The organism is Kitasatospora sp. NBC_00315, from assembly GCF_041435095.1.
Classification (GTDB): Bacteria; Actinomycetota; Actinomycetes; order Streptomycetales; family Streptomycetaceae; genus Kitasatospora.
In genome coordinates this window covers 3700065-3713360 of the sequence record NZ_CP108025.1, presented here as the reverse complement: position 1 = coordinate 3713360, position 13296 = coordinate 3700065, and the positions used below count along the sequence as shown (strand labels likewise).

The following is a 13296-nucleotide window of genomic DNA, read 5'->3' as shown; positions in this document are numbered from 1 at the left end:
GGCGTTCCCGGGGCCCGTTGCGGGACAATGGGCGGATGTCCAGCCCTGAAATCGAAGCAGCCCTGCACAGCGCGAGGGCGTTGATCCTCGCCGACCTCAACACCCGGGACGTGGCGGACGCCGCGGTGGTCTCGCTGGTCGAGGACGCCGTGACCCACCGGCGGTGGTGGCTGGAGCAGTGGCCCGACGGCACCGAGTACGTGCTCGGTCTGGTCGCCCAGGACGTCCAGGACAAGCTGCTGGAGCAGTACGGCCGCTGGCCGCTCTGCCCCGCCTGCGCCGAGGCGGGCGACCCGCACGCGCTGAGCGTCGAGCCCGAGCTGGGACCGGAGCCGCACTGGGTGTGCGGCAAGGAGGCCGTCGTGGTCGCGCCGGTCGGTCGGCTCACCTGATCCCGGGCGGTCCTTCCGCCCGCCCGCCCGCCGCGACCGGGGCGGGCGGCGCCGGGGGCGCGCCCGTCAGCCGAGCCGGGTGAGCTCGGCCGCCAGGTTGGCCCGGGCGGCCGCGTCGAAGCGGTCGAGGGCGGTCGGGGTGCGGTAGAGCGCGGGCAGTGCCAGGAGTTGACGCAGGATCGCCGCCCGACCGGCCCGGAAGTCCTCCTCCGGGACGAAGGCGTACTCCTCCCGCACCGCCGCCGCGTAGGCCGCGTACGCCTCCGGCGGGCCGCCGAGGACGGCGAGGTCCGCGTCGCAGAGCACCTCGCCGTCGCGGTCGCCGGGCTCGGGCCGGTGGGTGACCGTGAGCCGCACCAGCCGGGCGACCTCGGCCACCCGCTCCCGCGACAGCCCGGCCTCGGTCAGCGCCCGGACTGCGAGGGCCGCGCTGCGCTCCTCGTTCTCGGAGCGGTCCGGGCGGTAGACGGCGTCGTGGAACCAGGCCGCCAGCCGGACGGTGTCCGGATCCCCGGCGTGTTCGGCGAGCGCGTCGACGTGGTCGAGGACCGCCCGCAGGTGCTCGGTGGCGTGGTACCTGCGCTGCGGCTCGGCCCAGCGCTTCAACAGGTCGCGCCCGTACGGCTCGGGGTCGACGCTCGCGCCGCAGCGGTGCAGCAGGGCGGACCAGCGCTCGGGCAGGCTCTCGGACGACATGGGCACATTGTGGACGGCGCACCCGGGGGCCGGTCGGCCGGGCCGGTGATTCCAGTGGACAGCATATGCCGGTCACCGATATATATGAGCCATGACAGAACGCTCCATGCAGGAGCCGACACTGCTTCTGCTCACCGCGCTCGCCGATGCCCCGAGGCACGGCTACGCCCTCATCCAGGAGATCGCGGCGATCTCGGCCGGCCGCGTGAAGATGCGCACCGGCACGCTCTACGGCGCCCTCGACCGGCTGCTCCAGCAGGGCCTGATCACGATCGAGAGCGAGGAGGTGGTCGACGGCCGGGCGCGCCGCACCTACGCCCTCGCCGAGGCCGGCCGCGCGGCACTGGCGGCCGAGGCGGACCGTCTGCGTGCCGTGGTCGCCGAGGCCGACCGCCGGCTGACCGTCTTCCGCCCGAGGGCCAAGGGAGTCTTCGCATGACCGTCTCCGACACCGCTCTTCGGGCCGCGCTGCGGCTCTACCCCGCCGCCTACCGCAGTGAGCGCGGCGCCGAGCTGAGCACCGTCTTCGCCGAGACCACGGCCGGCGCCGGGGCGGGGGCCTGCCTGCGGGAGGCGTTCGACCTGGGAGCGTACGGCCTGCGGCTGCGGCTCGGCCTCACCCCTGCCGGGCTGCCCGGGCGGGCGCTGGCCGCCGCGGCGCCGTTCGCGGTCGGCGCCGCGGCCGGCCAGGCGGGGCTGGTGCTCGCCGTCACCGCGAAGGAGGGGGCGCCCGGGCTCGATGCGAGCCGGAGCATGTGGGCGCTGCTGATGCTGCTCTCGGTGCTGCCGCTGGCGTCGCTGGCGGCCGCGCTGTTCGGCAACTGGCGGCCCGCACGGCTGCTGGCGCTGCCGAGCGTCACCGTGGTCCCGGCCGCGGCGGTGCTCGGGTACTGGGCGGCGACCGGCGCCGTGCCGCCGTTCTCGGTGCTGGCCGCGGTCTCGGCCTTCTCGGTGCCGGGCGTGCTCTGGAGCCTGGCGGTGCCCGCCGCCCCCGCGGATCTGCTCGGTCGGGTGAGCCGGCTCGGCCGGTCGGCCATGCTGGCGGGCCTGCTCTTCGGTTTCGTGGGGAGCGGTGTGCAGGGGCTCACCCGGATCGGCTCGGCCGGTGGGCCGGCGTCGGCGCCGGTGCTGGTCCTGGGTCTGGGGTTGGCCGTGATGGCGTTCTTGGGTGCCCGCCGGGGGCAGGTGGCGCCGCTCGCGCTGCTGCTGGCGGTGCTGCCGTCGGGGCTCGGGATCGTCGCCGGCGAGTTGGCGGGGAACCTGCGCGCGAGCCTGGCACTGCTGCCCGTGGTGCTCGTGGTGGGGGTCGGCGTGGCGGTCGCGCTGCGGTCGACGCGGGAGCGGTCCCCGGCCGGGCCGGAGGCGGCGCTGCCCTCGGTGGAGTAGGCGTCCGGCCGTCCGGCGGCGGGCCCTCGGGGCGGACCGGCGCGCGGGTGCGCGCCGTGGGGTGCGCGCCGATGCCGGGAGGAGCGACCGTCTCCCCCCGGAGGGCTCGCCGTCGGGCGGGTGGATGTGGCAGGCTACCGAATATGTCTAGACCAATCTTCGAAGTCATCGCGCTGACCGCCCAGGACGCCCAGGCCGCCGAGTCCGGCGGCGCCGACCGGCTCGAACTGGTGGCGGACATGGCCGCCGACGGGCTCACCCCGTCCGTGGACGACTTCGCCAAGATCCGGGCCGCCGTGCAGATCCCGCTGCGGGTGATGCTGCGGATCCGGGACGGCTTCGCGCCGGGCGACCTGGACGAGTTGCGGGCGCGCGCGGCCGCGCTGCGCGCCGAGGGCGCGGACGAGTTCGTGTTCGGCTTCCTGGACGCGGACGGCGCCGTGGACCTCGCCGCCACGCAGGCCGTCGCCCAGGCCGTCGAGGGCTGCCACTGGACCTTCCACCGGGCGCTCGACCACAGCGCCGACCGCGCCGCCGTGCGGGCCGCCGTCGGCGGTCTGCCCGGCCTGGACACCTTCCTCACCTCCGGCGCGGCCGCCGGTGTCGACGCCGGCCGGGAGGTCCTGCTGGCCGAACTGGCCGAGGCCGGGGCGCCCGGCCACCGCCAGCGGATCCTGATCGGCGGCGGCCTGCGGGCCGAGCACGTCCCGGGCCTGCGGGCGGCCGGCTTCGACGCCTTCCACGTCGGCGGGGCGGTGCGCCTGCACGGCTGGGACTCGCCGGTGGACGTGGCGAAGGTGGCCCGCTGGCGGGACCTGATCGACGCCTGAGCGCCGCACACGCCGGGGGCGGGCACCGGACGGTGCCCGCCCCCGGCGTGCGTCAGCCCAGCTGCTCCGGCAGCGGCAGCGTGTGCAGCACCGCGAGGCCGGAGACCGCACGGGTGAGGGCGACGTACAGCCGGCGCAGCCCCGTCCGCTCGTCCGGTTCGCCCGCGACGACGGCGGCCGGTTCGTCCAGCACCACGTAGTCGTACTCCAGGCCCTTGGCGAGCGAGGCCGGGACGAGTGTCAGCCGCGCCTCGGCGGTCGTCTCGGTGCCCGGCGCGAGGTGGGGCAGGCCGGCCGCGTCCAGGGCGGCGGCGAGTCGCGGGATGCGGGCGTCGGCGGCGATCAGGCCGGTCGAGCCCTCCTGGGTGAGTGCCTTGCGGCAGGCCTCGACCACGGCCGCGTCCAGGTCGTCGTCGATCCGGCTGATCGCCAGTGACCCCGGCAGGTCCCGGATCGAGGTGGCCGGGGCCAGCCCCGGGGCGATCGCGGGCAGCAGGCGGGAGGCGTAGGCGATGACCTCCTCCGGCACCCGGAACCCCTTGGTCAGCTCCTCGACGTGCGAGCCGGGCTTGCCGAGGTGGTGCAGGGCGTCCGACCAGCTCGCGGTCGCCCAGGGGGTGGTGCCCTGGGCGAGGTCCCCGAGGACGGTGGCCGAGCCGGTGCTGCACCGGCGGCCGACCGCCCGGTACTGCATGGGGGAGAGGTCCTGCGCCTCGTCCAGCACCACGTGGCCGAGCGAGGCGGTGCGCTGGACGAGGTCCGTCGCCTCGTCGACCAGGACGGCGTCGGCCGGCGTCCAGAGGGCGGTCCGCACCGAGCGTCCGGGTTCGGTCCGGAGCACGGCGCGCTGCTCGTCCTCGTCGAGGATGCCGTCCGCGCACCGGGCCAGGAACTGCGGCTCGCTGAGCAGCCGGTGCACCAGCTTGGCGGGGTCGACGGGCGGCCAGCACTCCTTCACCGTGGCCTTGACCTGCGCGTTCCGCGCGACGGCATCCTGCACCCGGTCGTCGGGAGCCTCCCCGCCCTGCTCCATCTTCAGCAGGACGGCGTGCGCGATCCGTTGCGGCAGCGCCTCCCGCGCGGCGCCGTAGCGTATCTCACGGACCTTCAGCTCCTCGATGATCGCGATGAGTTCGTGCACCGGTACGCGCCAGCGCCGGGAGCCGCGGACCACCACGCAGGGCTCGGTCGGCAGCGTGATGCCGGAGCGGACGGCCCGGCGCAGCACCTCGGCCATCCGGGCGTCGCCCTTCAGCCGGGCCGCCTCGGGGTCGTCCTCGGCGCGGATCTCCACGTGCGCCACCAGCTGCTGCACGGTGGCCTGCGCCACCGCCAGCTCGCCGAGCGCCGGGAGCACCTGCTCGATGTAGGAGAGGAACGCGTCGTTCGGGCCGATCACCAGCGTGCCGGTGCGGGCGAGGCGCTCGCGGTGCGCGTACAGCAGGTAGGCGACCCGGTGCAGGCCGACGGCGGTCTTCCCGGTGCCGGGGGCGCCCTGGACGCAGATCGTGCCGCCGACGTCGGCGCGGACGATCTCGTCCTGCTCGGGCTGGATGGTCGCGACGATGTCGCGCATCGGGCCGACGCGGGGCTTCTCGATCTCGGCGGCCAGCAGCGCGGAGGCCGAGTCGGTCTCGGCCGGGTCGGTGAGGTGCTCGTCCTCGTACGCGGTCAGCTCGCCGCCCGTGTAGCCGAACCGGCGCCGGCGCTCGACGTCCAGCGGATCGGCGCGGCTGGCCCGGTAGAACGGCTGCGAGACCGGGGCCCGCCAGTCGATCACCATCGGGTCGCCGAGGGCGTCGTGGACGTGCCGGCGGCCGATGTAGAAGCTCTCCCCGGAGCCGCCCCCGGCGAGCTCTCCCTCCGTGCCCGCCGGCGGCGAGGAGAGGCCCTCGCTGATCGCGTGCAGGTAGTCGAGCCGCCCGAAGAAGAGGGGGGTGTGGGCGAGGTCGGCCAGTGCCGCGATCCGGGCCTGGATCTGCTTGTTCAGCACGATCGCGGTCACCCAGGTGCCGGTGACGTCGCTGATGTCCAGGTTCTCGACGTCCTCGCGCATCGCGCGCAGGGCGGCCCTGGAGGAGGCCAGGTGGTCGCGTTCACGCTGGAGGGGATCGGTGGTGGGGGTGGTGGCGGGCACAGCGAACCTTCCCGGCTGCCCCCGGCGGGAGCAGCGGACTCGTCAAGCGCACAGCGGGGACGGTCGGCCGGTTACCAAGCGGTCGACACCTCCCCCGGCTGCCTGCGGGCCATCAGCAGGTACCACGGTTCGGGAGGGGGGCAGACGAAGCATGCTAGACCCGTCCGGCTCAGGGCGCTAACCGAATACGGGTCATCGGCCGACCTCGGAGGGTCGCACCGAACCCTCGGTCGGCCCTGAGACGGCCGTACGCCGGGAGGACGACCAAAGACCTGTCGAATTATGCCTTTGGGGTGATGTGTCCGAGGTGTCCGGAAACTACGGTTGAGGACATGAGCACCCTTGAGAGCAAGGACTCCCGGGCAGCGGCCACGGCCCCCCGGGTGCACGACCGGCGGTCGGCCCCCAAGGCGCCGACCAGCCCCTACCCCGGCGCCACGGCCGCCGCGCCCGACCGCCGCCGGAGCCCCCTGACGACGGCCGTGCGCAACGTCGGCATAGCGCTGGACACCGCCGCCCGGGTGACTCTGCTCGGCCGTGACGGTGTCCGGTACTGAGCGGGCGCCCCCCGTGCCCGAGCGCGCGCCGGTGACTACAGGACGTCGTCCGCGTCGATGATGCGGTACGCGTACCCCTGCTCGGCGAGGAAGCGCTGCCGGTGGGCGGCGAAGTCCTGGTCCACGGTGTCGCGGGCCACCACCGAGTAGAAGTGGGCCGAGTGGCCGTCCGCCTTCGGCCGCAGCACCCGACCGAGCCGCTGCGCCTCCTCCTGGCGGGAGCCGAACGTCCCGGAGACCTGGATGGCGACGGTGGCCTCCGGCAGGTCGATCGAGAAGTTGGCGACCTTGGAGACCACCAGCACGCTGATCTCCTTGTTGCGGAAGGCCTCGAAGAGCTTCTCCCGCTGAGCGTTGCTGGTCTCGCCCTTGATGACCGGGGCGTCGAGCACCTCGCCGAGCTCGTCCAGCTGGTCGATGTACTGCCCGATGACCAGGGTCTGGTCCTTCTCGTGCTTCTTGACCAGCGCCTCCACGACCCGGCGCTTGGTGGCGGTGGTCGCGCAGAAGCGGTACCGCTCCTCCGGCTCGGCCGTCGCGTACGCCAGCCGCTCCGAGTCGGTCAGGGTGACCCGGACCTCGCAGCAGTCGGCGGGCGCGATGTAGCCCTGTGCCTCGATCTCCTTCCAGGGCGCGTCGAACCGCTTGGGTCCGATCAGCGAGAACACGTCGCCCTCACGGCCGTCCTCGCGCACCAGCGTCGCGGTCAGGCCGAGGCGGCGGCGCGCCTGGAGGTCGGCGGTGAACTTGAAGACCGGTGCGGGCAGCAGGTGCACCTCGTCGTAGACCACCAGGCCCCAGTTGCGGGCGTCGAACAGCTCCAGGTGCGCGTACGCGCCCTTCCGCTTGGTGGTCATCACCTGGTAGGTGGCGATGGTGACCGGGCGGATCTCCTTGCGGGTGCCGCTGTACTCGCCGATCTCGTCCTCGGTCAGAGTGGTGCGCTTCACCAGTTCGTGCTTCCACTGGCGGGCCGAGACGGTGTTGGTGACCAGGATCAGCGTGGTCGACTTCGCCTCGGCCATGGCCGCCGCGCCGACCAGGGTCTTGCCGGCGCCGCAGGGCAGCACGACCACGCCGGAGCCGCCGTGCCAGAAGCCCTCGACGGCCTGCTGCTGGTACGGGCGCAGCGTCCAGCCGTCCTGGTCCAGCTCGATCGGGTGCGCCTCGCCGTCCACGTACCCGGCGAAGTCCTCGGCCGGCCAGCCGAGCTTGAGCAGCACCTGCTTGATCTGCCCGCGCTCGGAGGGGTGCACCACGACGGTGTCGGGGTCGACCCGGGCGCCGACCAGCGGCACGATCTTCTTGGAGCGCAGCACCTCCTCCAGCACCGGGCGGTCGGTGGTGGTGAGCACCAGGCCGTGCGTCGGGTGCTTGCTGAGCTTCAGCCGCCCGTAGCGGCCCATGGTGTCGGCGATGTCCACCAGCAGCGCGTGCGGCACCGGGTAGCGCGAGTAGGTCACCAGGGCGTCGACGACCTGCTCGGCGTCGTGTCCGGCGGCCCGTGCGTTCCACAGGCCGAGCGGGGTGACCCGGTAGGTGTGCACGTGCTCGGGCGCCCGCTCCAGTTCGGCGAAGGGGGCGATCACCCGGCGGCAGTCGGCCGCCCTGGGGTGGTCGATCTCCAGGAGGAGCGTCTTGTCACTTTGGACGATAAGCGGTCCGTCGTTCACGCGGGCATGCCCTCCATCGGTTCGGCGCAGACCCTCCAGTGTCGCGCATTTCCCGGTGGAGCCGTACGCGTGCTGGTCGGGCGGCCTCCCCGGCCGGGCCCGCGGCCGGTCCGGACCGGGCACCCGCCGCCCGGGCGCCGGATCCCGTGGCCGGTGACCGGGGCGCCCGGCGGTCGTTGAACAGGCATGAACAAGCCCAAGCGCATCCTCACCGCTCTCGCCGTCGCCGGTACGGCGCTCGCCGCCACCGGCCTCTCCGCCTCCTCCGCACACGCCGTGGCCGGCCTCGGGCAGCCGGGCGGTCCGATCGTGGCGGGCGGGTTCCTGCTCGCCGACGTGTTCAGCGGGGGCAGCCTGCCGGTCTCCCAGGAGGGCATCGGCGGCCTGGCGGACCAGGCGATGAAGTCCCAGGGGCACTGAACCGCGCCCGCGCCGGGCTCAGGCGGAGTCGTCCAGCTCGGCGACTCCGGTGATCCGGTGCAGGGCGAAGGTCTTCAGGGCGTCGCTGTGGTGGTCGAAGGCGGTGACGAAGCCGCCCTCGACCTTCACCGGGTCGATCACCCGCTGGGAGGCCAGGCCCTCGGCGTTGACGTAGCCGATCCACATCCGCTCGCCGAGCAGTACGGCGGTCTGCAGTGCGGCGAGGGTCTCGGCGGCCACGGTCCGCGGCAGCTGCCGGGCGGCGGGAGCGGGCGGGCCGCCCGGCCGTCGGCCGGCGCCGGCGGCCGGCTCGCGGCGGATGGCGGTGGCGGCCCGGTCGCCGGCCCGGATGGCCTTGACGGCCGCGCCGAGCAGGGCGTCGTCCGGGGTCGGCGGGCCGTCGGGCACCGGGGTGGGGGCGGTCCTCGGTGGAGTGCGGTGACTGTCGGGGCGGGTGATCAGCACGTCGCCGTCCGCCGACTCGGCGGCCGGGGCGTACCCCATCACGCGCAGCGTGGCGAGCAGGGTGTCGGGCGCCGCCTGGGCCGCCAGCACGGTGGGGGCCAGCAGGCGCAGCCGCAGGTCGGCCGAGCGGCGGTCGGCCAGCACCTCGGCGAGCAGAGCCGGGTCGTCGCAGCGCAGGTAGGACGAGGCGGCGCCGACTCGCAGGACGCCGTGCCGGCGGGCCACGTCGTCGACCAGGTAACTGAGCGGCTGTGGGACGGGCGTGCGGGAGTGCTGTTCCAGGAAGGCGTGCAGGTCGGCAGCGCTGCGCCCGGCGTCCAGGGCGCGCCGGACGGATTCCGCGGTGAAGCGGTAGACCGTCGCGCCGCCCTTGGACTCGATGTCGGCGCAGAGCGCGAGGGCCTGGGCGAGCGGGGTGAGCAGCGGCCCGGGTGCGACGGCGGTCAGGTCGGGCTGGAGGATCACGTGGTCCAGCGGCATGGGCAGCAGAGGGGCGAGCACGGTGGCCGGATCGCGCCCGTCGAGCAGCGCCCGGGCCGGTGAGGACAGCGCGCCCCGACCGGTGACGCCGAGCAGCTCCGCCTCGTGCAGAGTCCACTCGACGAGGTCGTCGCGCAGGTCCCGGCCCTCGGCGGTGGCCGGGCCGCCGCGCAGCGGCCGGTGCCAGCGCAGGGCGGGCGACAGGGCGTCGGCGGTGGCGGTCGAGCCGGGCGGCAGGGCGGCCAGCGTGGTCAGCGCGGCGCGGCGGACGGACGGGGCGAGCGTGCGGTCCAGTTCGGGGCCGAGCGCGGCACGGGTCTTGCCCTTGCCGTCCGGGGTGCCGGTGAGGGCGGCGACCCGGGTGCCGGCGAGCCAGCCGGCGGCCAGCGCCGACCAGCGGACGGCGACGGGCTGCTGGAGCCAGGTGTCGTACGCCGGGGTGGGGGCCCAGTGCTCGTCGGCCTCCCCGTCGGGGGCGAGCAGGCCCGCACCGTAGGCGAGTTCCAGCCAGAAGGCCGCGGTTCGCTCGCTGCTCTCGACGGCCTGGGCGGTGCGCTTGAGATCCCGGACCCCGACCCCGCCGGCCCGCAGGCCGGTGGGCGGCTGCAGACCCCAGAGGTCGAGGATCTCCTCGACGACGCGGACCGCCGTGTGGGCCTGACCGGCCGCCGCGCCGTCCACGGCCGCCGGATCGCGGACGGCGCCGGTGGCGACGGCGGGCGGCGCGGGCTCGACGGCACGGTGGCTGCGGCCGCCGCGCAGGTGCAGGGCGAGTTCGCGGGGCAGCACCACGCTGCCTGGAGAGGAGGGCAGCAGCAGGCCCCGGGCGATCAGCCACTCCACCGGGCTGCGGGCGTCCTCGGCCGTGACCGCGCGGGTGGCGTCCGGGACGGTGCCGGTGGGCGGCCCCCAGACCAGTCGCTCCAGCAGCCGCAGGGACGGCTCCGGGGCGTCGGCGAGCAGCGCGGCGCAGCGCTTGCGGTCGGTCAGCAGCGCGATGAGCGCGGCGACGGCGGTGACCGGATCGGGGGTGGGCGGCAGTCCGGCCGAGGCCAGCAGCTGCTGGAGCCGGGCCGGCGACATTCCGACGGTGGCCTCGGCGAGGGTCGGGCCCAGCCCGGTCCGGCCCGGGTTGGCGGCGGTGGGCGCGAGCGCCTCACGGGCGGCGATCACCAGCCGCAGGCCGTTGTCCGGGCCCCAGACCAGCGCGCGGTCGCGCAGCGTGGCCAGCGCCCCGGGCAGCGCCTCGGTGACGGCGGTGCGTTCGGCGGGGGTGAGCGCGGTGGCGCCGGGGTGGGGCTTGACCCGGGCGGGGCCGGTGAGCAGGTTGCGTACGACGGTGTGCGGGCTGCCGTCGGGGGCGGCGGCCAGCGCCTCGGCGACCTGGAGGGTGAAGCGGTCCAGCCGCTCCAGGGCGCGCAGCGCGGAGGCGCGCGAGGAGAGCCGGGCGGAGAGCTGGGTGAGATCACCGGGGACGGGGTTCAGCAGGTCGGGGCGGGACCGCAGCAGGCCGGCGAGGGCCTCGTCGGAGCGGCTGCGGAGCTCCTCGGCGAGGGTGCGGGGACCCGTGGCGGGGCCGCCCGGGCGTTGCTCGCTCTGCTGTGCGGTCATCCGGCCTAGGTTAGTCGGCTTCGGGCGGGGGCGGAGCCGGTCGGCGGCCGGGGTTCCGGGTGGGTGGTGTGCGGGGGCGCCTGGTCGGTACCGTCGCGTCGGCGGGGTAGGGCGGGCGAGTGGGGTGGTGGGCGCGATGGTGGACGGCGAGTGGTGGCGGCTGGGCGGGGGCCGACGAGGCGACGGCGGCGGTGCGGCGGCGGGTGAGCCGGGCGAGAGCGTGTACCTTCCGCGACCGACCGTGCCGGCCGCGCCCGCCGAGCCGACCCGGCCGGTGGCACCGCCGGCCCCGCAGTCGGACCCGGCTCCCGCCGTACCGGCGGACCGGGAGCCGGCCGAGCCGTCGGGCGACCGGCCGGCGCCCCGGTCGTCGGTGCCCCGGCCGGCGGGTCGCCCGCCCGCGCCGCTCCCCCCGGTCGGCGAGCCGGCGGGCTTCGGGGGCGCGGAGCCCGGGGGTTTTCCCGGCTGGTCGGCCCACATCGACTTCTCGGTGCTGGACGATTCGCCGGCCGAGCCGGCCCCGGAGTCGACGGAGGAGCCCGCGCCGGAGCCGCCGGGAGCGGAGCCGGCGGAGGCAGCGGGCTGGACGGGCCGCACGGGCAGGGGACGGAAGGCCGCACCCGCGCCCGCCGGCCCCGGGCCACTGGCGGGCCGCCGGCCGTCACCGCTGCTGCTGCTCGCCTCGGTGGTGCTGCTGGGCGGCGCCGTGACCGGTCTGCTGCTGGTGATGCTGGTGGGCTGGGCACTGGCGTACCTCACCCGCAGTCTCAGCGACTTCACCCGGAAGTTCGCGGTGCTGGGCATTCCCCTGGGGACCATGACCGGACTGACCCTCTGGCTCTGGGGACGCTCCCAGGGCCGCTGGGGGGCCGCCCTGCAGCCCGGTCAACAGGTCGGGCAGCAGGTGTGGGGATCGGCGCCGGGCGTCCTGCGTCTGGCGGCGGTGCTGTCGGCACTGTTCCTGCTGGGCGTCACGCTGCGCCGTCGCCGGGGGGAGTGAGCCGCCGACGGCGACCCCGGGAGCCACGGCCGCACCGCGTTCCGAGCGGCGGCGGGGGGCACCGGGGTGTCCGGCGTCGTGTCGCCGGCCACCGTCAGAACTGGCTCCGCTCCCAGGCCTGTCCGTCGATCGGGTGGACGTACAGCGGCCGGCCGTTCAACGCGCTCGTGCGGAACGGCGTGCCGTGGCCGGTGTCGATGGTGAGCGTTCCCTTCCGGTCGCCGCTGGACCATTCCAGTTCCAGGTACCAGGACACGTCGTGGGAGGTGGTCTGGGCGGTGATCTCGATGACCTCCGGGTCGCCCTCGCTCACCTTGAGCGGCAGACCGGTGTGGCCCTCGGTCAGGACCGGCCGCGGGCGGGGCGCGTCCAGGTCGAGGTCGTAGGAGTGGACGTCGACTCCACCGCCGCAGCCCTCGCCCATGGAGTAGGCGTTCCAGGCGAGGGGAGCCGCGATCCGGGCGATCCGGACGTTGAGGCCCGACACCACGACGGTGTCCTTGCCGGTGCCCTGGACGACGATCTCGGTCGACAGGTAGTGGCCGGGAACCGCGCCGAGCTGGGAGACCCAACCGGCCACGTCCGGCACCTGGGGCGGTCGGGGGACCTCGGACGGCGGGCGGTCGACCAGGTACCGATCGCACTCGGAGTCCCATCCGGCGGGTTTGACCGAGACCTTGATCGGGGCGCTCGTGTCCGTCGCGCCGGTCGGCCCCGGCGAGCCCGACCCCGAGCCCGAGCCGGCGGAGGCGAGGGCAGGGGAGGAGGGCGAGCCGAGGCCGCCCGGTGCCGGGGATGCGGCGGGCGACCCGCCGGCCACTGCCCGCCCGGGACGGGCGTCACCGCCCGTGGCCGACTTCAGCCCCGTGGCGACGGCCCCGATGGTCGCCAGCACCACGGTGACCGCCACCGCGGCCAGGATCCCCGGGTAGCGGACGCGCCACCGCCGCGGTGCCGCCCCGGGGACACGGTCCGGTTCGGCGCGGGCGGCGAGGACCGGCCCGGGCTCGTCACCTCTCCCGTCCGGTGCCGCCTGCGCCTGCGTCCCCGTCAACTCCTGCGTTCCCGTCGGGCCCGCCGGAGTTGACGGTTCGGACCCGGATGACGTCCTGCTCCCCCGCGCCGCGTGGACGACGACCCACAGGCGGTACAGCTCGACGAGCTCTTCCGGCGTCGCCCGGCACAGCCGCGCGAGGTGGTCCAGCGGGGCGAACTCCGTCGGCACCACGTTGCCGGTGCAGTAGCGGTGGAGCGTCGAGGTGCTCAGATGCAGTCTCTTCGCGAGCGTGCCGTAACTGAGCCCCGACCGGCCCTTCAGCTCCCCGAGCAGCCGCGCGATCTCGTCCCGCTCCGTCAACTCCCCGAACCCCTCTGACACCGTTCCTCCACCCCGTTCGTGCTTCCGCAGTGATCGTGCCCCGCCGTCTCCGTCCGCCACCGGCGGTCGGGTTCGGCGCTGTCGCGTCCCCCCTGCGGCCGGACCACCGTGAAGCGGTCTCCGGGACAGAAGCACGCCGCGCACGCTCCCGTGGTTCCCGCCGCCCGCCACGCCGCTTCTCCGCCCCTGGGACGCGTCCCAGGAAGGTTACGTCGTCCCAGTTCAAAGCAGGTAGAGCCGTCCCTGCGTCCCAGATCGGACGCCGGCCGTT

12 protein-coding genes are annotated in these 13296 nt (G+C 75.3%); 7 read left to right on the top strand and 5 right to left on the bottom strand.

Annotation, left to right across the window (positions count from 1 at the left end; all coding sequences use genetic code 11):
- Positions 1 to 35 precede the first annotated feature (35 nt).
- The gene (locus OG823_RS15010) at positions 36 to 392 is read left to right on the top strand and encodes a hypothetical protein (protein ID WP_371480034.1); all 357 of its coding nucleotides are present in this window, start codon (positions 36 to 38) and stop codon (positions 390 to 392) included.
- A 66-nt stretch (positions 393 to 458) separates the two neighbouring features.
- Here OG823_RS15010 and OG823_RS15005 read toward each other — a convergent pair whose 3' ends face one another.
- Positions 459 to 1088 (bottom strand): hypothetical protein, encoded by a 630-nt coding sequence (locus tag OG823_RS15005; RefSeq protein WP_371480033.1) that lies wholly within the window; start codon positions 1086 to 1088, stop codon positions 459 to 461.
- Positions 1089 to 1179: 91 nt separating this feature from the next.
- Here OG823_RS15005 and OG823_RS15000 point away from each other — a divergent pair, with 91 nt between their 5' ends.
- The 3 genes from OG823_RS15000 to OG823_RS14990 all read left to right on the top strand — a co-directional run bounded on the left by OG823_RS15000 (position 1180) and on the right by OG823_RS14990 (position 3304).
- Positions 1180 to 1527, top strand: a complete 348-nt coding sequence (locus OG823_RS15000) for a PadR family transcriptional regulator (RefSeq protein WP_371480032.1) — start codon at positions 1180 to 1182, stop codon at positions 1525 to 1527.
- The gene (locus tag OG823_RS14995; RefSeq protein ID WP_371480031.1) at positions 1524 to 2474 is read left to right on the top strand and encodes a hypothetical protein; all 951 of its coding nucleotides are present in this window, start codon (positions 1524 to 1526) and stop codon (positions 2472 to 2474) included. The genes OG823_RS15000 and OG823_RS14995 overlap by 4 nt, the downstream gene beginning before the upstream one ends.
- Positions 2475 to 2617: 143 nt before the next feature.
- On the top strand, positions 2618 to 3304 hold the full coding sequence (locus OG823_RS14990) for a copper homeostasis protein CutC (protein ID WP_371480030.1): 687 nt from the start codon (positions 2618 to 2620) through the stop codon (positions 3302 to 3304).
- Positions 3305 to 3356: 52 nt separating this feature from the next.
- Here the strand turns inward: OG823_RS14990 and OG823_RS14985 are convergent, their stop codons facing one another.
- Positions 3357 to 5441 (bottom strand): AAA family ATPase, encoded by a 2085-nt coding sequence (locus OG823_RS14985; protein ID WP_371480029.1) that lies wholly within the window; start codon positions 5439 to 5441, stop codon positions 3357 to 3359.
- A gap of 332 nt (positions 5442 to 5773) precedes the next feature.
- Between OG823_RS14985 and OG823_RS14980 the strand changes: the two genes are divergently transcribed.
- Positions 5774 to 5998: a hypothetical protein gene (locus OG823_RS14980; RefSeq protein WP_371480028.1), complete on the top strand. Its 225-nt coding sequence runs from the start codon at positions 5774 to 5776 to the stop codon at positions 5996 to 5998.
- 35 nt (positions 5999 to 6033) lie between these two features.
- Here the strand turns inward: OG823_RS14980 and OG823_RS14975 are convergent, their stop codons facing one another.
- Positions 6034 to 7671 (bottom strand): DNA repair helicase XPB, encoded by a 1638-nt coding sequence (locus OG823_RS14975; RefSeq protein WP_371480027.1) that lies wholly within the window; start codon positions 7669 to 7671, stop codon positions 6034 to 6036.
- Between the two features lie 186 nt (positions 7672 to 7857).
- On the opposite strand from OG823_RS14975, the gene OG823_RS14970 reads away from it, so the two are divergent.
- Positions 7858 to 8091 carry a hypothetical protein gene (locus OG823_RS14970; protein WP_371480026.1) on the top strand — a complete coding sequence of 78 codons (234 nt, stop codon included), beginning with the start codon at positions 7858 to 7860 and terminating at the stop codon, positions 8089 to 8091.
- An 18-nt stretch (positions 8092 to 8109) separates the two neighbouring features.
- On the opposite strand, the gene OG823_RS14965 is transcribed toward OG823_RS14970, so the two are convergent.
- Positions 8110 to 10647: a helicase-associated domain-containing protein gene (locus OG823_RS14965; RefSeq protein WP_371480025.1), complete on the bottom strand. Its 2538-nt coding sequence runs from the start codon at positions 10645 to 10647 to the stop codon at positions 8110 to 8112.
- A 136-nt stretch (positions 10648 to 10783) separates the two neighbouring features.
- Here OG823_RS14965 and OG823_RS14960 point away from each other — a divergent pair, with 136 nt between their 5' ends.
- On the top strand, positions 10784 to 11647 hold the full coding sequence (locus tag OG823_RS14960) for a hypothetical protein (RefSeq protein WP_371480024.1): 864 nt from the start codon (positions 10784 to 10786) through the stop codon (positions 11645 to 11647).
- 94 nt (positions 11648 to 11741) lie between these two features.
- Here OG823_RS14960 and OG823_RS14955 read toward each other — a convergent pair whose 3' ends face one another.
- The gene (locus tag OG823_RS14955) at positions 11742 to 13025 is read right to left on the bottom strand and encodes a helix-turn-helix domain-containing protein (protein WP_371480023.1); all 1284 of its coding nucleotides are present in this window, start codon (positions 13023 to 13025) and stop codon (positions 11742 to 11744) included.
- Positions 13026 to 13296: the final 271 nt, after the last annotated feature.

Coding starts and splice junctions, on each gene's coding strand:
- OG823_RS15005 (WP_371480033.1), bottom strand. CDS start 1,088: ATGTCGTCCGAGAGCCTGCCCGAGCGCTGGTCCGCCCTGCTGCACCGC.
- OG823_RS14995 (WP_371480031.1), top strand. CDS start 1,524: ATGACCGTCTCCGACACCGCTCTTCGGGCCGCGCTGCGGCTCTACCCC.
- OG823_RS14965 (WP_371480025.1), bottom strand. CDS start 10,647: ATGACCGCACAGCAGAGCGAGCAACGCCCGGGCGGCCCCGCCACGGGT.
- OG823_RS15000 (WP_371480032.1), top strand. CDS start 1,180: ATGACAGAACGCTCCATGCAGGAGCCGACACTGCTTCTGCTCACCGCG.
- OG823_RS14990 (WP_371480030.1), top strand. CDS start 2,618: ATGTCTAGACCAATCTTCGAAGTCATCGCGCTGACCGCCCAGGACGCC.
- OG823_RS14960 (WP_371480024.1), top strand. CDS start 10,784: ATGGTGGACGGCGAGTGGTGGCGGCTGGGCGGGGGCCGACGAGGCGAC.
- OG823_RS14980 (WP_371480028.1), top strand. CDS start 5,774: ATGAGCACCCTTGAGAGCAAGGACTCCCGGGCAGCGGCCACGGCCCCC.
- OG823_RS15010 (WP_371480034.1), top strand. CDS start 36: ATGTCCAGCCCTGAAATCGAAGCAGCCCTGCACAGCGCGAGGGCGTTG.
- OG823_RS14970 (WP_371480026.1), top strand. CDS start 7,858: ATGAACAAGCCCAAGCGCATCCTCACCGCTCTCGCCGTCGCCGGTACG.